Annotated in this window: 16 protein-coding genes and 1 tRNA gene; 6 read left to right on the forward strand and 11 right to left on the reverse strand. The window is 59.5% G+C overall.

The annotated features are described in order from the left end of the window. Nucleotides 1-2: 2 nt before the first annotated feature. The 8 genes from ccmB to SBC1_RS10875 form a co-directional block, all read right to left on the reverse strand. Nucleotides 3-671, reverse strand: a complete 669-nt coding sequence (gene ccmB, locus SBC1_RS10840; protein ID WP_165091986.1) for a heme exporter protein CcmB — start codon at nucleotides 669-671, stop codon at nucleotides 3-5. After that, nucleotides 659-1,354 carry a cytochrome c biogenesis heme-transporting ATPase CcmA gene (gene ccmA / locus SBC1_RS10845; protein ID WP_165091987.1) on the reverse strand — a complete coding sequence of 232 codons (696 nt, stop codon included), beginning with the start codon at nucleotides 1,352-1,354 and terminating at the stop codon, nucleotides 659-661. The genes ccmB and ccmA overlap by 13 nt, the downstream gene beginning before the upstream one ends. A gap of 11 nt (nucleotides 1,355-1,365) precedes the next feature. Next, nucleotides 1,366-1,980 (reverse strand): NapC/NirT family cytochrome c, encoded by a 615-nt coding sequence (locus tag SBC1_RS10850; protein ID WP_165091988.1) that lies wholly within the window; start codon nucleotides 1,978-1,980, stop codon nucleotides 1,366-1,368. A gap of 9 nt (nucleotides 1,981-1,989) precedes the next feature. Then, nucleotides 1,990-2,487 carry a nitrate reductase cytochrome c-type subunit gene (locus tag SBC1_RS10855; protein ID WP_165091989.1) on the reverse strand — a complete coding sequence of 166 codons (498 nt, stop codon included), beginning with the start codon at nucleotides 2,485-2,487 and terminating at the stop codon, nucleotides 1,990-1,992. Nucleotides 2,488-2,497: 10 nt separating this feature from the next. After that, complete coding sequence (gene napA, locus SBC1_RS10860; RefSeq protein WP_165091990.1) at nucleotides 2,498-5,002, reverse strand: periplasmic nitrate reductase subunit alpha; 2,505 nt, start codon at nucleotides 5,000-5,002, stop codon at nucleotides 2,498-2,500. Then, nucleotides 4,974-5,309 (reverse strand): chaperone NapD, encoded by a 336-nt coding sequence (locus SBC1_RS10865; RefSeq protein WP_165091991.1) that lies wholly within the window; start codon nucleotides 5,307-5,309, stop codon nucleotides 4,974-4,976. Before SBC1_RS10865 ends, napA begins: the two co-directional genes overlap by 29 nt. Nucleotides 5,310-5,369: 60 nt before the next feature. After that, entirely contained in the window at nucleotides 5,370-5,528 is a 159-nt protein-coding gene (locus SBC1_RS10870) for a periplasmic nitrate reductase, NapE protein (protein WP_158934280.1), read from the reverse strand. Nucleotides 5,529-5,954: 426 nt separating this feature from the next. Continuing rightward, the gene (locus tag SBC1_RS10875) at nucleotides 5,955-6,659 is read right to left on the reverse strand and encodes a glutathione S-transferase N-terminal domain-containing protein (protein WP_165091992.1); all 705 of its coding nucleotides are present in this window, start codon (nucleotides 6,657-6,659) and stop codon (nucleotides 5,955-5,957) included. A gap of 286 nt (nucleotides 6,660-6,945) precedes the next feature. Between SBC1_RS10875 and SBC1_RS10880 the strand changes: the two genes are divergently transcribed. The 4 genes from SBC1_RS10880 (at nucleotide 6,946) to SBC1_RS10895 (ending at nucleotide 10,103) form a co-directional block, all read left to right on the forward strand. Further along, entirely contained in the window at nucleotides 6,946-9,123 is a 2,178-nt protein-coding gene (locus tag SBC1_RS10880) for a malate synthase G (protein WP_165091993.1), read from the forward strand. A gap of 62 nt (nucleotides 9,124-9,185) precedes the next feature. Then, complete coding sequence (locus SBC1_RS10885) at nucleotides 9,186-9,419, forward strand: AbrB/MazE/SpoVT family DNA-binding domain-containing protein (protein ID WP_165093262.1); 234 nt, start codon at nucleotides 9,186-9,188, stop codon at nucleotides 9,417-9,419. Further along, nucleotides 9,412-9,822 carry a PIN domain-containing protein gene (locus SBC1_RS10890; protein ID WP_370469560.1) on the forward strand — a complete coding sequence of 137 codons (411 nt, stop codon included), beginning with the start codon at nucleotides 9,412-9,414 and terminating at the stop codon, nucleotides 9,820-9,822. The genes SBC1_RS10885 and SBC1_RS10890 overlap by 8 nt, the downstream gene beginning before the upstream one ends. Before the next feature lie 191 nt (nucleotides 9,823-10,013). Next, nucleotides 10,014-10,103 (forward strand) — tRNA-Ser (locus tag SBC1_RS10895). A 103-nt stretch (nucleotides 10,104-10,206) separates the two neighbouring features. Here SBC1_RS10895 and SBC1_RS10900 read toward each other — a convergent pair. The 3 genes from SBC1_RS10900 to acs all read right to left on the reverse strand — a co-directional run bounded on the left by SBC1_RS10900 (nucleotide 10,207) and on the right by acs (nucleotide 14,701). Next, nucleotides 10,207-12,225 (reverse strand): sodium:solute symporter family protein, encoded by a 2,019-nt coding sequence (locus SBC1_RS10900; protein ID WP_165987611.1) that lies wholly within the window; start codon nucleotides 12,223-12,225, stop codon nucleotides 10,207-10,209. A 7-nt stretch (nucleotides 12,226-12,232) separates the two neighbouring features. Next, the gene (locus SBC1_RS10905) at nucleotides 12,233-12,580 is read right to left on the reverse strand and encodes a DUF4212 domain-containing protein (RefSeq protein WP_165091995.1); all 348 of its coding nucleotides are present in this window, start codon (nucleotides 12,578-12,580) and stop codon (nucleotides 12,233-12,235) included. A 138-nt stretch (nucleotides 12,581-12,718) separates the two neighbouring features. Then, nucleotides 12,719-14,701, reverse strand: a complete 1,983-nt coding sequence (gene acs / locus SBC1_RS10910; RefSeq protein WP_165091996.1) for an acetate--CoA ligase — start codon at nucleotides 14,699-14,701, stop codon at nucleotides 12,719-12,721. Nucleotides 14,702-15,098: 397 nt separating this feature from the next. On the opposite strand from acs, the gene SBC1_RS10915 reads away from it, so the two are divergent. Both SBC1_RS10915 and SBC1_RS10920 read left to right on the forward strand, forming a co-directional pair. Further along, the gene (locus SBC1_RS10915; RefSeq protein ID WP_165091997.1) at nucleotides 15,099-16,007 is read left to right on the forward strand and encodes a DMT family transporter; all 909 of its coding nucleotides are present in this window, start codon (nucleotides 15,099-15,101) and stop codon (nucleotides 16,005-16,007) included. Nucleotides 16,008-16,259: 252 nt separating this feature from the next. Beyond that, nucleotides 16,260-16,847, forward strand: coding sequence for a TIGR00645 family protein (locus SBC1_RS10920; protein ID WP_165091998.1), 588 nt, complete (start codon nucleotides 16,260-16,262; stop codon nucleotides 16,845-16,847). Nucleotides 16,848-16,892: the final 45 nt, after the last annotated feature.

Below are 16,892 nucleotides of genomic sequence, written 5' to 3' on the forward strand. Positions count from 1 at the left end.
ACTCATTCCGCTGAGATTCTTAAAGCTGCGACGGTTGCGACCGGGCACAGCGCGAGTGCAGCCAGCAGGCTTGCGCCGAGCAGCGAAAAGTTGGCCGTTGACCACGCGTCGGCGCGTGATGGATCGGCCGCGTTGGCGCCGAAAATCAGCACGGGCGTCTCGAGCGGAAGCACGAGCACCGCGAGCAGCATGCCGCCGCCCCGCACGCCGAGCGTCAGCGCCGCGCCCATCGAACCGATCAGGCTCAGAACAGGCGTTCCGAGCAACAGTGCCGCCGTAAGACGGCAAACGGTATCGAAAGACAGCCCGTATTGAAGCGCCAGAACGGGTGCAAGCAACACGAGCGCGAAGCCGCTCGTCAACCAGTGCGCGCCAATCTTCGCCATGACAATCGTCAGCAGCGAACGCGGCGAAAGCAGCATCTGGTCGAGCGCGCCATCGGCGAAATCGGGGCCGAATAAACGCCCGAGCGAGAGCATCGCGGCGAACAGCGCGGTCACCCACAACACGCCGGGAGCGATAGCCTGCAACAGCGCAGGGTCCGCGCCGACCGCGAGCGGAAACAGGCTCGCCGCGATGATGAAAAACAGCAGGCAGCCGAGGGCGGCGGTACGTCGCCGCCACGTCAGGGCGAGTTCGCGCTGCACGATGCGCGCCGTCAGTCGGAACATCGGCCGCACGGTTCGAAGTAGAGATTGCGGGTAGCCGAAGGCGGGGTGGTGATGAGCTTGTGTGTAGTCATCAATACGATGCCGCCTCGCTCCAGATGTCCCGCAATGCAGCGCTCGAGCACGCCGGACGATTCCTCGTCGAGCGCTGACGCCGGTTCATCGAGCAACCACAGCGGCTTGTGTTCCAGCAACAGCCGCGAGATAGCGAGCCGGCGCTTTTGTCCCGCGGACAAGCCGCGCACAATCGCGTGCCGGTAGCGGTCAAGTCCTACGCTCTCGAGCGCTTTCTCCTGGACCTCTACCCGCTCTTCAGCAACTTCGCCCAGCACCGAGCTGAAGGTCAGGTTCTCGGAAGCAGTCAGATCGTCGCTGATGCCGTTCAGATGCCCGAGATAGGCGAGCGATTGCCGCCACACTTCCGGACGTGCCCGCGCATCCTTGCCGCGCCATCGCACCGTGCCCGCGCTCGGTTGCAACAGACCCGCGAGCACGCGCAGCAGCGTGGTCTTGCCACTGCCGTTCGGGCCGTGGATCTGCAGCACCTGGCCGGCGTCAACGTCGAACCCTACGTCGCTAAAGAGCCTTTCTCCGGCGCGATCGAAGGCCAGTTTGTCGACAGACAAAAGTGCATCGCCCGATCTTGCCGTAGAGAATTCCGATGGAATAAACGTGTTCTGATTCATCGATAGACCTCTCAATTTGAACGCGCTTCGCGCAGCTGTTGATCTCGCATTGCCTGAGTCATGTTTGGCAATTCGTGTGCAATCCCCTTGTGACAATCGATACACGTCTTCTCGCCGGTGGCGAGAAAGCGCTGATGCGCGTTCTGCGCCCGCGGGCTTTGGCGCGTGAAATCCATGGACTCGAAAGAGTGGCAATTACGGCACTCCAGCGAGTCATTCGCTTTCATGCGGCGCCATTCGTGTTCAGCGAGTTCAAGCCGCTTCTCCTGGAATTTTTCACGCGTGCCGACCGTGCCGAACACCTTCGCCCACACTTCCTTCGACGCCTGCATCTTCCGTGCGATCTTGTCCGTCCAGTTGTGCGGCACATGACAGTTGGAACAGATGGCACGCACGCCGCTACGGTTGCTGTAATGAATCGTGGTCTTCAGTTCAGCGAAGGTGTTGTCGTGCATCTCGTGGCAACTGGTGCAGAACGCTTCGGTGCTGGTCACTTCCAGCGCCGTGTTGAACGCACCCCAGAACACCACGCCCGCGATAAACCCGCCTAGCGTCAGGAAGCCGAGGCTGTAGTAGGTGCTCGGGCGGTTGATCGTCTGCCAGTAGCGCTTTATCAGGCCGAACATCGCACGCTCCTATTTCTTCCCGGCCGCGTTCGGCCCAGCAGGCCCGGGCGCGACGCGCACATCTTCCACATCCTTGAACGTGTTGCCGACAAGCGGCTTCGTATCGGCTTGCGGGACATGGCACTGCGTGCAGAAATAGCGCCGTGGCGAGAGGCTTCCGAGCGTGGCGTTGTCTCGCGTGAGGTAATGCGATACGCCGATGGGCACGGCTCCACTCTCGGCCGCGCGGCTCCTCGCGTGGCACGCGAGGCAGCGGTTGGCGTTCTTGTCGAGTTGATAGCCGTCGATCTTGTGCGGGATCGTCGGCGGCTGCTGTGCATAGGCGCGGCCACGGATGACATCCTTATTTTCGATAGGTGCAATCAACGGCGGTTTCGCCTCTTCATCGATCGGCGTTGTGCCGCGCATGGCGTCGTGAAACGGTTCGGCAGGAATCACCGGCTGAGTCGACGCCGCCTGGGAAAAAACACAAAGACTTGCTGCAACCACTACGGTCCACGCTCGCATGGCCGCCTCCTCAGACTCTGACAATCTTGACGGCACACTTTTTGTAGTCGGTCTGTAGCGAGATCGGGTCGGTGGCGTCGAGCGTCACTTTGTTGATCAACTGACTCGCGTCGAACCACGGAACGAACACGAGACCGCGCGGCGGTTTGTCACGACCGCGTGTCTCGATCCGCGTACGGATAAAACCACGTCGCGACATCACCTTGACTTCATCTCCGCGTCGTAAGCCGAGCGCTTTTGCATCGTCGGGATGCATGAAACACACGGCGTTGGGAAATGCCCGATATAACTCCGGCACGCGGCGCGTCATCGATCCGGAATGCCAGTGTTCAAGCACGCGTCCCGTTGCCAGCCAGAGCGGAAAATCCTTGTCCGGCGCTTCGGCCGGCGGTTCGTACGGCAGCGCGTAGATCACCGCGCGGCCATCTTTGTTGCCATAGAACTGATACCCCGTGCCGGCCTTTACGTAGGGATCCGATCCCTCCTTGTAACGCCAACGCGTCTCCTTGCCGTCCACCACCGGCCAGCGCAAGCCACGCGCTTCGTGATAAGCGTCGAAGGGGGCGAGATCGTGACCATGACCGCGGCCGAAAGTCGCGTATTCCTCGAAGAGCCCCTTCTGCACATAAAAACCAAAAGCCTTCGCTTCATCGTTTCTATAATTCGGATTACTATCTTTATTCGGAAATTTATCGACTTGGCCGTTACGATAAAGCACGTCATAGAGCGTCTTGCCCTTCAGTTCGGGCTGCTTCGCAATCAACTCCGGCGGCCAGACTTCCTCGACCTTGAAGTGCTTCGAGAACTCCATCAACTGCCACAGATCCGAGCGCGCGCCGTTGGGCGCTTCCACCAGTTGATGCCAGAACTGCGTCCGGCGCTCGGCGTTGCCGTACGCGCCTTCCTTCTCGACCCACATTGCCGCGGGCAGGATCAGGTCGGCAGATACCGCCGTAGCAGTCGGATACACATCGGACACCACAATAAAATTCTCAGGGTTCCGATACCCCGGCAGCGTCTCTTCGTTGAGGTTCGCGCCCGCCTGGACGTTGTTGTTGCACATGACCCAGTACGCGTTCAGCTTGCCGTCCTTCAGCATGCGGTTTTGCAGCACCGCGTGATAGCCCGGCTTCTCTGGAATCGTGCCCGCGGGCAGCCGCCAGATCTGCTCCGCATGCGCCCTGTGTTCGGGGTTCGTCACCACCATGTCCGCCGGCAGCCGATGCGAGAACGTCCCCACTTCCCGCGCTGTGCCGCACGCCGACGGTTGCCCGGTCAGCGAGAACGGGCTATTGCCCGGCGTTGCGATCTTGCCCGTCAGCAAGTGCAGGTTATAGATCATGTTGTTCGCCCACGTGCCGCGCGTGTGCTGGTTGAAACCCATGGTCCAGAACGACATCACCTTGATATTCGGATTGGCGTAAAGCTCCGCAAGCTGATCGAGCTTGACCTTGGGCACACCCGACAACTTCGTCACGTAATCCGCGTCGTACTTCGAAACGAAGCGCGCGAAGGCGTCGAAATCCATGGGCTTCGAACCGTTCGGATCGCCCGCGTTTTTGGCGGCTTTCTGCAACGGATGATCGGGACGCAGGCCATAGCCAATATCCGCGTTGCCTTCCTTGAATGTCGTGTGCTTCGAGACAAAGTCCTTGTTCACACGATTCGTCTTGATGATCACATTCGCAATGTAGTTCAGGATCGCGAGGTCGGACTGGGGCGTAAAGATCACTCGATAATCGGCGAGATCAAAGCTGCGATGCTCGAACGTGGACAGCACCGCGACCGTCGTCTTCGGGACGCTCAGCTTGCGGTCCGTCACGCGGGTCCAGAGGATCGGATGCATCTCCGACATGTTCGAGCCCCAGAGCACGAATGCGTCGGCTTGCTCGATGTCGTCGTAGCAGCCCATAGGTTCGTCCATGCCGAAGGTGCGCATGAAACCGGTCACCGCCGACGCCATGCAATGCCGCGCGTTCGGATCGAGATTGTTGCTGCGAAACCCCGCCTTCATGAGTTTCACCGCGGCGTAGCCTTCGAACACCGTCCACTGGCCCGAGCCAAACATACCGACTGCTGTCGGCCCCTTCTCTTTCAGCACGCGCTTGAATTGCTCGGCCATCGTGCTGAACGCCTGGTCCCACGAGACCGGGGTGAACTCGCCGTCCTTCGCGTATTTGCCGTCCTTCATGCGCAGCAGCGGCGTGGTCAGGCGGTCCTCGCCGTACATGATCTTGGAGAGGAAATAACCTTTTACGCAATTCAGGCCGCGATTCACTTCGGCGAGCGGATCGCCCTGTGTCGCGACTACCCTGCCTGCTTTCACTCCCACGCTGACGCCGCAACCTGTTCCGCAAAAGCGGCATGGCGCCTTCGACCAGGTCACGTCGGCTTCGGCGACAGCGGCGATGGTTTTGTTCACGCCAGCGGCGAGGGCCGGCAGCGCGACGCCGGCCGCCGATGCGGCGGTAGCCGCCGCGGTCTGTTTAATAAAGCTTCGACGCGTCAGGCTCATCGCGAATCTCCTGGTCGAGCGCTTCAATATCCTCGTGATGCTGATAAACAAGCGAGGCCGAATAAACACCCGGAAGCGCATGGATGGCAGTCAGCTGATCGGCGATGTCAACCGAGCGGCGCGCCTCCAGGGTCACGATTATTTTTCCTTCCGGACTGGTTACGTGAATCTCGGACCCCGGTAGACGTGAAATAGCCTGCTTGATATTTTCAAGATTCGATTGACTTGCATGCACGACAATCCCCGCAATATGCGCCTCGGGAATTGAAGCGAGTTCAACCAATGCATTTTTCAGGCGTGCAGACATACATCGACTCCTGTCGCTTTCAATTACGTGAAACGAATTAATCCGCCGATTAGTCGTTAGTCAGTGAGGCGGACCGCCGATCAGCATTTGATAGAACCACACGCTGAAACCGTAAATGGCAACGAACATGATGGTCAATACAGGAACCATGATAATGGTCAGAAAGAGGAAGCTACGGAGCTCTTCCGTCTTTCGAAGGGGAGTTTCGGTTTCCGTCATGATTATGAATTACGAGAGGCTGTGCGATTAAAATCCGGTTTTTTTGAGATCCTGTAAGAGTGATTGTTGGCGCACGCGGGGAAAGCGTCAAGGGATTTATTGTTTTGAGGATATGCGAGAAACGATTGATTGTTGCAGCTAAAGCCATCGATGAAAAACGGGCGTCTTTATATCACCATTTATTAAATCAACTGGAACTCTATTTAATTTAAAATCTCGGTTCTTGAAATTTGAATCAAATCGATGGCTTTTGATGACCTGGATAAAGATCAACGGTCACGGGTGGTTGACAAACGTTCAGCCAGAGGGGAAACGCTGCCCCAAGTGTGGGCACGGCGTGAAATGTCATTGGTCGATCTCGGATAAACGAAGGCAGCGCATGGCCGCCTTCGTCGCGAATTCACTTCAGCCGGTTCGCAAGCCCCCTCAATCCCGCTTCGGAATATCCAGCCCTCTCACCACTGCCGGCCTGGCGACGAATGCATTGAGTGCGCGCCTGACGTTCGGGAAGTTTTCGATACCGACAAGGTGGCCCGCCTCGTAAAAACCAATCAGGTTTCGTATCCACGGAAAGCTTGCTATATCGGCGATCGTGTAGGTGTCGCCCATGATCCATTCGCGGCCCTCCAGCCGCTGCTCAAGTACGCCAAGCAGACGCTTCGACTCAGCCACGTAGCGCTCGCGCGGGCGCTTGTCCTCGTATTCTTTACCGGCGAATTTGTTGAAGAAACCGACCTGGCCGAACATCGGGCCAATGCCGCCCATCTGGAACATGACCCACTGGATCGTCTCATAGCGGCCGGCCGCATCCTGCGGCATGAACTGGCCGGTCTTGTCGGCAAGATAGATCAGGATCGCGCCGGACTCGAACAACGCGAGCGGCTTGCCATCCGGGCCATTGGGATCAAGGATTGCGGGAATTTTGTTGTTCGGATTCAGCGATAAAAACGCCGGCGACATCTGGTCGTTGGTCTGGAAGCTCACCAGATGCGGCTCGTACGGCAGCCCGGTCTCCTCCAGCATGATCGAGACCTTGACGCCGTTGGGCGTCGGCAACGAATAAAGCTGAATCCGGTCGGCATGCTGCGCAGGCCATTTTTCTGTGATGGGAAAAGCAGACAAAGCGGTCATGGTTATCCTTTAGACAAAAGCGTGGGGAGCGAGGCAATAAGGCCTCGCCAGCGCGGTTTATTGGTCCGTTCAGGCGCACAGGACGACAAATATAGTCACTCCTGCGGATCTTGTCTTTGCGGGCCGGTAAACACTGCCGACGCGCGACGGCTATCGAGGTAATCGCCTACGCAGGAACCGGATCGAAGCAATCAAGAAGCGTTAACATGACAACTACAATGGCAACTAACTACATTGCTGCAAAACGGCGAACGCGGACAGAATACAAACAGAGCTGGAGTTACCCATGAGTCAAATGATCAAGCGAAACGGATTGCAGGTTGCAGCCGAACTGAGCCAGTACGTCGATGAAGAAGCGCTGTCGGGTATTGGCATTGATAGCGACGCGTTCTGGAAAGGCTTCGATACCCTTGTTCACGACCTCGCGCCGAAGAACCGCGCGCTGCTCGCTGAACGTGACCGGTTGCAGACGGAGCTGGATCAGTGGCATCGAAAAAATCCCGGGCCGGTGCGGGATCTGAAGGCGTATCGCGCGTTTCTGGAAGGCATTGGCTATATCGTTCCGGCGAGTGCGGCTGTGCAGGCAACGACCCAGAACGTCGATACGGAAATCGCCGAACAAGCCGGACCACAGCTCGTCGTGCCGCTGTCCAACCAGCGCTACGCGCTCAACGCCGCAAATGCGCGCTGGGGCAGCCTGTACGACGCGCTGTATGGTACCGACGCGATCCCCGACACCGATGGCGCCGAACGTACCGCGCAATTCAACCCGGTTCGCGGGGCAGCGGTGATCGCGCGCGCCCGTGCATTCCTCGATGAAGCCGCGCCGCTCACAAACGGTTCCCACGTTGATGCCACCGCGTATCGCGTAGAAGGCGGCAGGCTTGTCGTGACGTTGAAAAACGGTTCATCGGCGTTGAAAGCGCCCGATCAGTTCATCGGTTTCCAGGGCAATGCCAGCTCGCCGTCCGCCGTACTGCTCAAGCATCATGGCCTGCACTTCGAGATCCAGATCGACGCGACCCACTCTATCGGCAAGACCGATGCCGCGCATGTGAAGGACGTGTTGATGGAGGCGGCGGTCTCGACCATTATCGATTGCGAGGATTCGGTTGCAGCCGTCGACGCCGTCGATAAAGTCCTGCTTTACCGCAACTGGACCGGCCTGATGAAAGGCGATCTGGCGGAGGAAGTCACCAAGAACGGCAAGACATTCACACGCCGCCTGAACGCCGATCGCGAATACACCGCGCCCGATGGCTCGACGGTGAAGCTGCACGGCCGCTCGCTGCTGTTCATCCGTAACGTCGGGCATCTGATGACGAATCCGGCTATTGTCGATCGCGACGGGCACGAGATTCCCGAAGGCATTCTCGACGCCGTAATGACGTCGCTGGGTGCCATGCACGACCTGCAAAACAAGCTCAATTCGCGCACGGGATCGATTTACATCGTCAAGCCGAAGATGCACGGCCCGGCGGAAGTCGCTTTCTCCGACGAACTGTTCGGACGCGTGGAAGATCTGCTCGGCCTGCCGCGCTACACGATCAAGATGGGCATCATGGACGAGGAGCGGCGCACGAGCGTCAACCTGCAGGCGTGCATTGCGGTGGCATCGGCGCGGGTCGCGTTCATCAACACGGGTTTTCTCGACCGCACCGGCGACGAGATGCACAGCGCAATGGAAGCCGGTCCAATGATGCGCAAGGGCGACATGAAATCGTCGGCGTGGATCACGGCTTATGAGCGCAATAACGTGCTCGCGGGGCTAAGCTCGGGATTGCGTGGACGCGCGCAAATCGGCAAAGGCATGTGGGCCATGCCCGACCTGATGTACGCGATGCTCGAGCAGAAGATCGCTCATCCGAAAGCGGGCGCGAATACGGCGTGGGTGCCCTCGCCGACCGCCGCGACGCTGCATGCGCTGCATTACCACCAGGTCGATGTTCAAGCCGTGCAGCAGGAGCTGGAGAAGACCAGTTTTGCCAGCGCGCGCGATGGCCTGCTCGATGGGCTGCTGACGATTCCTGTCGTGGAGAAAGCGCAATGGTCGGATGAGGAAATCCGCCAGGAGATCGAAAACAACGCGCAGGGGATTCTGGGTTACGTGGTGCGGTGGATCGACCAGGGCGTGGGATGCTCGAAGGTGCCGGATATCCACGATGTCGGGCTGATGGAAGACCGCGCGACGCTGCGGATTTCGAGCCAGCATATTGCCAACTGGCTGCATCACGGTGTGGTGTCGGAAGCGCTGGTCAACGAGACGTTCGAGCGCATGGCTAAGGTGGTTGACGGGCAGAACGCCGACGACCCGCAGTATCAGCCGATGGCCGGCCACTTTGAAACGTCGCTGGCCTTTAAGGCGGCGAAGGCGCTGGTTTTTGAAGGCCGTGCGCAACCGAGCGGGTATACGGAGCCTTTGCTGCATAAGTTCCGGCTGGAGGTTAAGCAGCAGCACGGTTGAAAGATCGGAACCTGCTCCTCCCTGGATATACAATATCAAAACGTATATCCGGGGAGGCAATGATGCAAGTATCCAAGTGGGGAAACAGTCTGGCGATCCGCCTCCCTGCGGCGGTCGTGGAGGCGCTTGAATTGCACGAAGGCGACGATGTGGAAGTCGTTATCGCGGGCGCGCGCGAATTTCAGATCAAGAAAAAGCCGGCCGGTCGCGCGCTGCTTGACCGGCTCCGCCAATATCGCGGTCGTCTGCCCGCTGATTTCACGTTCAACCGCGACGACGCCAATCGCGATGGCTAAGGTATTCCTGGACAGTAACGTTGCGCTCTACCTTCTGTCCGGCGACGCGGTTAAAGCGGACCGTGCCGAGGGTTTGATGGCGGAAGGCGGTGTCATCAGTGTTCAAGTGCTGAACGAGATCGCCAATGTGACCCGGCGCAAGCTGGCCATGTCTTGGCGCGAGACAAACGACGTACTGGACGCCGTTCGGGCGGTGTGCACGACTGAGCCGCTAACCGTGGAAACCCACGATACCGGCCGACGGATTTCAGAGCGATACGGACTGTCTGTCTATGACTCGATGATTGTGGCAGCGGCGTTGCTTGGCGGATGCGATGTCCTTTACTCGGAGGACATGCATGACGGATTGGTGATCGAGGAGAGGCTGCGGATTGTTAATCCGTTTGTTAGTACGGGCATGTGATTTGCGATGATTTTCCGGCTTGCATCATCCACTGCCAGTACGACGCTCCCCGGCCAGTCTGCCCTGGGTCACCGCGCGCTATCTCGATCTCGCTTCAGCTTCTGAGTGTGAAGCGTGTCGCGCTCCTGATCCATCTTCTCGACAAGGGGGCTGGCACAGACGCGGGAGTTTGCTATAATCCGCGACTTGCTGGAGAGATGGATGAGCGGTTTAAGTCGCACGCCTGGAAAGCGTGTTTAGGGTCAAACCTAACCGGGGTTCGAATCCCCGTCTCTCCGCCAGAATACGTTTCACATTGTCAAGCAGCGCCCAAACCCGCATCGAGCCTTGCGCCGACGCGGGTTTTTTGTTTTCCGGCGCGGCTAAAGCTGCAAATATTTCTAGTCACGGATGCCGGATGTAATCCACCAGCGCCATCGTATATGCGTCCGGTTTCCGGTCGAAGAGGCTCACCACCACCGCCACCACAAACCCCGCCGGCACCCCGAACACCCCTGAACTGATCGACTCGATCCCAAACCACCGCGCGCCCGATAAACCCGTCATCTGCGTGAAATACGGGTACGTCGACACAATGTAATAGACGCACACGCTCAAACCCGCCAGCATCCCCGCGACCGCCCCAAGCTTTGTCGTCCGCTTCCAGAACACGCCCAGCACCAGCACCGGAAACAAACTGGACGCCGCCAACGAAAACGCCGCCCCCACCAGGAACAAGATATTCCCGGTATTGAGCGACGCCACATACGAAGCAAACAACGCCACGCCCAGCAACAATATCTTCGATATGGTGACCCTTCGCTGACTGCTCGCGGTTTTATCGACCATGCAGTAATAGACGTCGTGCGAAAGCGCATTCGCAATCGTCAGCAACAAGCCATCGGCGGTGGAAAGCGCCGCGGCCAGCGCCCCCGCCGCGATCAAGCCCGACATCACATACGGCAGCCCCGCAATCTCCGGCGCGGCGAGTACCACCATATCCGGCTGCATCTGAATGCCGGACCAGCGCACGATGCCGTCACCGTTCACATCGCCGATACGAATCAGATACGGCTCAACCTTGCGCCATTGCATGACCCAGTTAGGAAGATCCGCGAACTTGTGCCCGACAATCCCCGTCAGCATCTCGTACTTGATCAGCACTGCGAGCACGGGCACGGTCACATAAAACAGCGCGACAAAAAACAGCGTCCAGCCGACCGAGCGCCGCGCGGAAGCCACAGATGTGGTCGTGTTATAGCGCGTCAGAATATGCGGCAAGCTCGCCGTTCCCAGCGACAAACACAGCAGCAACGACAAAAAATTCCGCCTGTGCAGCCGCGCGTTTTCATCGTCGGAAGGGGGAAATGCTTCCGCCATTGGCACCGGCGGTGCGGCGCGTTCGAGCATCGCATCGCGGGCGCGGGTCCATTGAACGTTCGCCTCGGCGGCCGTCTTCGGGAACGAAGACAGTTCGCGTTCCCGCTCGCCAATATCGCGCAACGGCCCGTTATGCCGGCGCAAGTCCGCTATCTCCTCAACTAGCCGCGCCTGCCCGGTATGAAACGACGCCGGCAACTCATCAATCTGCGTCTGGATCAGTTCCGCCTGACGCCGGTAATCGTCACGGACTCTCGCTTCTTCGGGCGAGCGCGCAACCGCCCTTTCAAGCACTTCCACACGCTCCAGCAACCGTCCATACGAAAGCTGCGGCAACCAGCCAAGCCCTTCGCGATGCGCGATCATCGAGACGGGAATCAGCATGGCGCTGATCAGGATGATGTACTGCGCGACCTGTGTCCACGTGACCGCACGCATGCCGCCAAGAAACGAGCACACGAGAATACCGGCGAGCCCGCAGAAGATCCCGATAGCGAAATCGATACCGATAAACCGCGACGCAATCAGTCCGATGCCCTGGATCTGCGCGACGAGATAAACGAACGAGCACAGGATGGCCGCGAACGCCGCGATCCCGCGCACGAGGTTGCTTGAAAAGCGCGTGCCGAGGAAATCTGGAATGGTGTAGCGGGCAAGCTTGCGAACGTACGGCGCAAGCAGGAACGCAACGAGACAATAGCCGCCGGTCCAGCCCATCATGTAGGCCAGACCGTCGTAACCCGTTGCGTAGATGGACCCGGCCAGCCCGATAAACGACGCCGCCGATAACCAGTCCGCCGCGGTGGCCATGCCGTTGAACGCGGACGGCACGCGCCGCCCGGCCACGTAATACTCGACCAGATCCGACGTCCGCGACAACAGGCCGATGACGGCATACACGGCTATTGGCACGAACAGGAACACATAGCCGATCCACATGCCCGGCCCGGTCACGCGCTCGATGCGCGCCATCACATAGATGAACAGGAAGAAGCCGAGCGTGTAAAGCGCGTAGCCCCGGATGAGTCGATGGGTGAGCTTCATCGGCGATTCATGGCCCGGGCTTATCGATGGCACGCACGGCAAGCATGGCGAGGGTCCGCTGCAAGCGGGCATCGGCGAATTGCATCAGCACGATATACACCACGATCAACGCGACATACACCAGGATCGCACCCTGGGCGCCAAAATAGAACGGCAGCGGAAACCCCGCGAAACGCAGGTGGGCTAGCTGCGTCGCCATGAGCGGAATGCCGAACGACACCGCGAAGCCGATCAGCATCAGCACCGAAATCACCACAAGATTCGTTCGCCAGTACAACCGATGCGCGTGCGCCATCGCCTCCGTGACGGGCGGTGGTTCGGCGAGACTCGAAGCAGGCGGTGGAATCGAGGACATGTGCTTATCTACCAAATGCTTTGAAAAGCGGCAATCGGGATCGACATCGCGCGTTGGCCCGGAATACAGGCTCGCTATACAAGAACGGCTCCCTGAAACAGGGAGCCGTTCTTTCAAGCAAGATGATACTAGAGCAGATTAACGCGCTTCGCCGAGTTGATCCAGGATCGCGGGATTCTCTAAAGTCGAGATGTCCTGCGTGATCGCCTCGCCCTTCGCGAGCGACCGCAACAAGCGCCGCATGATCTTGCCCGAACGGGTCTTCGGGAGATTCTCGCCAAAACGAATGTCCTTCGGTTTCGCGATCGGACCGATCTCTTTCGCGACCCACGCGCGCAGTTCATTGGCGATTTGCTTGGCTTCCTCGCCCTCAGGCCGCGAGCGCTTCAGCACGACGAACGCACACACCGCTTCGCCGGTCGTATCGTCGGGGCGGCCAACCACGGCCGCTTCCGCCACGATCGGATTCGACACCAGCGCCGACTCGATCTCCATGGTCCCAAGACGATGTCCGGAGACGTTCAGCACGTCATCTATCCGGCCCATGATGGTGAAGTAACCCGTCTCCTTGTCGCGCACGGCGCCATCGCCCGCGAGGTACAACGTGCCGCCAAGTTCTTCAGGGAAGTAGCTCTTCTTGTAGCGGTCCGGATCGCCCCATACGTTGCGCAACGCCGACGGCCACGGCCGCTTGATGACCAGAATTCCGCCCTGCCCGTTCGGCACGTCCTGACCGGTTTCATCGACGACAGCAGCCATGATGCCCGGCAGCGGCAGCGTGCAGGAACCCGGCACAAGCGGCGTTGCGCCCGGCAACGGCGTGATCATGTGGCCGCCGGTTTCGGTCTGCCACCATGTATCGACGATAGGACACACGCCGCCGCCCACGTTCTCGTGATACCACATCCACGCTTCCGGATTGATCGGCTCGCCGACCGTGCCGAGAATGCGCAGCGACGACAGATCGAAGCTCTTCGGATGCACTTTTGCATCGGCTTCGGCCATCTTGATGAGCGAGCGGATCGCGGTCGGCGCGGTGTAGAAAATCGTGACCTTGTGCTTCGCGATCATGTCCCAGAAGCGCCCGGCGTGCGGGTAGGTCGGCACCCCTTCGAACACGACCTGGGTCGCACCAATAGCGGTCGGACCATACGCGATGTAGCTATGTCCCGTGATCCAGCCAATGTCGGCGGTACACCAGAACACGTCGTCGGGCTTGGCGTCGAAGGTCCACTTCATGGTCTGCGCGGCCCACAGCAAGAAGCCGCCCGTGCTGTGCTGGACGCCCTTCGGTTTGCCCGTGGAACCGGACGTGTACAGAATGAACAGCGGATGTTCGGCGCTGACCCATTCCGGCTCACAGCTGTCAGCTTCATGCTCGACCAGTTCGTGCATCCAGAGATCGCGGCCTTCATGCCATTGGATCTTGCCGCCCGTGCGCTTGTACACGATCACGCTCGTGACCGCATCGCAACCACCGGCGGCGATGGCTTCATCGGCAATGTTTTTCAGCGGCAGCGCCTTGCCGCCGCGCATCTGTTCGTCCGACGTGATGAGTGCAACCGCGCCCACATCCACCAGCCGTTCGTTGAGCGACTTCGACGAGAACCCGCCGAACACGACCGAGTGCGTCGCACCGATACGCGCGCAGGCTTGCATGGCGACCACGCCTTCGATCGACATCGGCATGTAGATCACCACGCGATCGCCCTTCTTCACGCCGCGCTTCTTCAGCGCATTGGCGAAGCGGCAGACGCGCTGCAGAAGATCCTGATACGTGACGTTCACCACAGTGCCGTCGTCGGCTTCGAAGATGATCGCGTTCTTCGCGCCGTGGCCCGCTTCCACATGACGGTCGATGCAGTTATACGACGCGTTGATTTCGCCGTCTTCGAACCACTTGTAGAACGGCGGATTCGATTCGTCGAGGACGGTTGTGAACGGCTTGTGCCAGCTAAGCGTCTCGCGCGCGAGCCGCGCCCAGAAGCCTTCGTAATCGCGTTCGGCTTCAGACGTCAAAGCCTTGTACGCGTCCATGCCAGAAATTGCTGCGCCGGCCGAAGCTTTGGCCGAGGGCGGGAAAATACGGCGTTCCTGGAGTACGGATTCAATCGCAGACATCGACAACCCCTTCTTTGATGGTGAATCTGATAACCGCGACACCGGAACCCAGGCTCCGAAGCCGCTATGTCTTTTCGGCGTGGACGGCACACGCGAGCCCCAAGCGTTGTACCGTGTCTCCTGCCCCTGTGCGTTGCCTGTTCAATGCAGCGCAGCATACGCGCGCCAGACTTCATACGGCGAAGATAAGCCGCGCGCCTTACCCGCTACTTACGCAATCCCCCCAATGACCACGGGGTATACACGTACGCACCGGCACTTTTACAATGCCGCCCTTTCAGCACATCAATACAATGATGCGCTTTGCTCGCGCGCGCTGCTTTGCTCACTGCTTGCATTAAGCGCGATCCATGATGCGCCACGCCATGTTAACTGAACTCGTCGTCCGGATTCCAGCTTGAATCGTTACGCGCTCTACCTCATCGCAGCCATGCTGCTGGTTGGCAGCAATGTCGGCGTCGGCAAGTCGGTGGTTGCTTTCATTCCCGTCTCGCTGTTCGCGTTGCTGCGCTTCGTCATTGCAATGGCCGTGCTCTGGCCGTTGCTGCGTCCGGCGAAGATCCGGCTGGTCAAGCGCGGCGAGTGGGCCAACTTGTTTCTGCAGGCGTTTTTCGGCACCTTCATGTTCACGCTGCTGATGCTCAACGGCGTGCAGCGCACGAGCGCCGTCGCGGCCGGCGTGATCACCAGCACGATTCCGGCGGTGGTCGCGTTGTTCTCATGGTTTTTCCTGAAGGAACGCCCGAACGGGCGTGCGTTAATTTCCATCGCGCTCGCCATTGCCGGGGTGGTCGTGATCAACGTCGCGCAGGGAACGGCCAGCGCGCACGGATCGGCTGGCGCGTCTGATAGTTCGCTGCTCGGCAACCTGATGGTGCTCGGCGCGGTGTGTTGCGAATCGTTCTACGTGATCCTTTCGCGGCGCCTGACACAGACGCTTCCCGCCATCGATATCTGCGCCTATACGCATTTCTTCGGCTTCTTGCTGATGCTGCCGCTGGGGTTTTCTGCGCTCGTCAGTTTCGATTACAGCAGCGTCAGCCTGAGCGTCTGGAGCCTTGTGCTCTGGTATGGACTGTCGGCGAGCATCTTCTCGTTCTGGCTGTGGATGAAGGGCATCCGGCACGTGGATGGCAGTCTCGCAGGCGTGTTTTCCGGACTCTTGCCAATCGCGGCGGCGCTATACGGCATTGTGTTTCTCGGCGAGCGCCCGACTATCGCGCACGGAATCGCGCTGGCATGCGTGGTCACCGGGATCGTCCTGGCAAGCATGAAGGCGAAAACGGCCCCGCCGATGATTTCTTGACCGGGCGCGGCTTTCAAACGAGCTTCGCACGCGCGGTGGGACCTTAGAGCACGCGCGGCGGAACCTTGAGTCAGCAGTTTTGGGTCGCGTTGTGCGTGCGGATTTCCTCAGGGTTGACCCGCAACCCGGCGCCATCGTCGCGCTACAATGACGGGCTTTCTCAAAAAAATGCGCGCGAAATAACCGTTTCGCGCTCGCCGCGCCCCACGCACGTACCCGATTCAACCAACCTTCCACGAACCGGCACCGCTCATGTCCGCATCCCCGAACATCCCCGGCACCCGTCCTCCCCGCCCTTCCATGAAGCCGCTCCCAGCCGTCATTTTCATGAGCCGCTGGCTCCAGGTGCCGCTGTATCTCGGCCTGATCGTGGCGCAAGGTGTGTACGTCGTCCTGTTCCTGAAAGAAGTCTGGCACCTCGTCAGCCATATGACGACGCTCGACGAAACCAACATCATGCTGGTGGTCCTCGGCCTGATCGACGTGGTGATGATTTCCAACCTGCTGATCATGGTGATCGTGGGCGGCTATGAGACCTTTGTCTCACGACTCGGCGTGGAGGGACACCCCGACCAGCCGGAATGGCTCGATCACGTGAACGCCGGCGTGCTGAAGGTGAAGCTCTCCATGGCGCTGATCAGCATTTCGTCCATCCATCTGCTGAAAACCTTCATCAACCCGGACCAATACTCCGGGCATGCAGTGATGTGGCAGGTGATCATTCACCTGTCATTCCTCGTGTCGGCGCTGGTCATGGCATGGGTCGACCGCCTGACCACGCACACGCATCCCGAGCATTTTCATGAGCCATCCGCCACGCCGGCGAAGGCGCACGAGTAACGCTAGACCAGCATAAGAAACACAACCACGAGCGCTTTTTAAAGC

This window comes from Caballeronia sp. SBC1 (assembly GCF_011493005.1).
GTDB lineage: Bacteria > Pseudomonadota > Gammaproteobacteria > Burkholderiales > Burkholderiaceae > Caballeronia.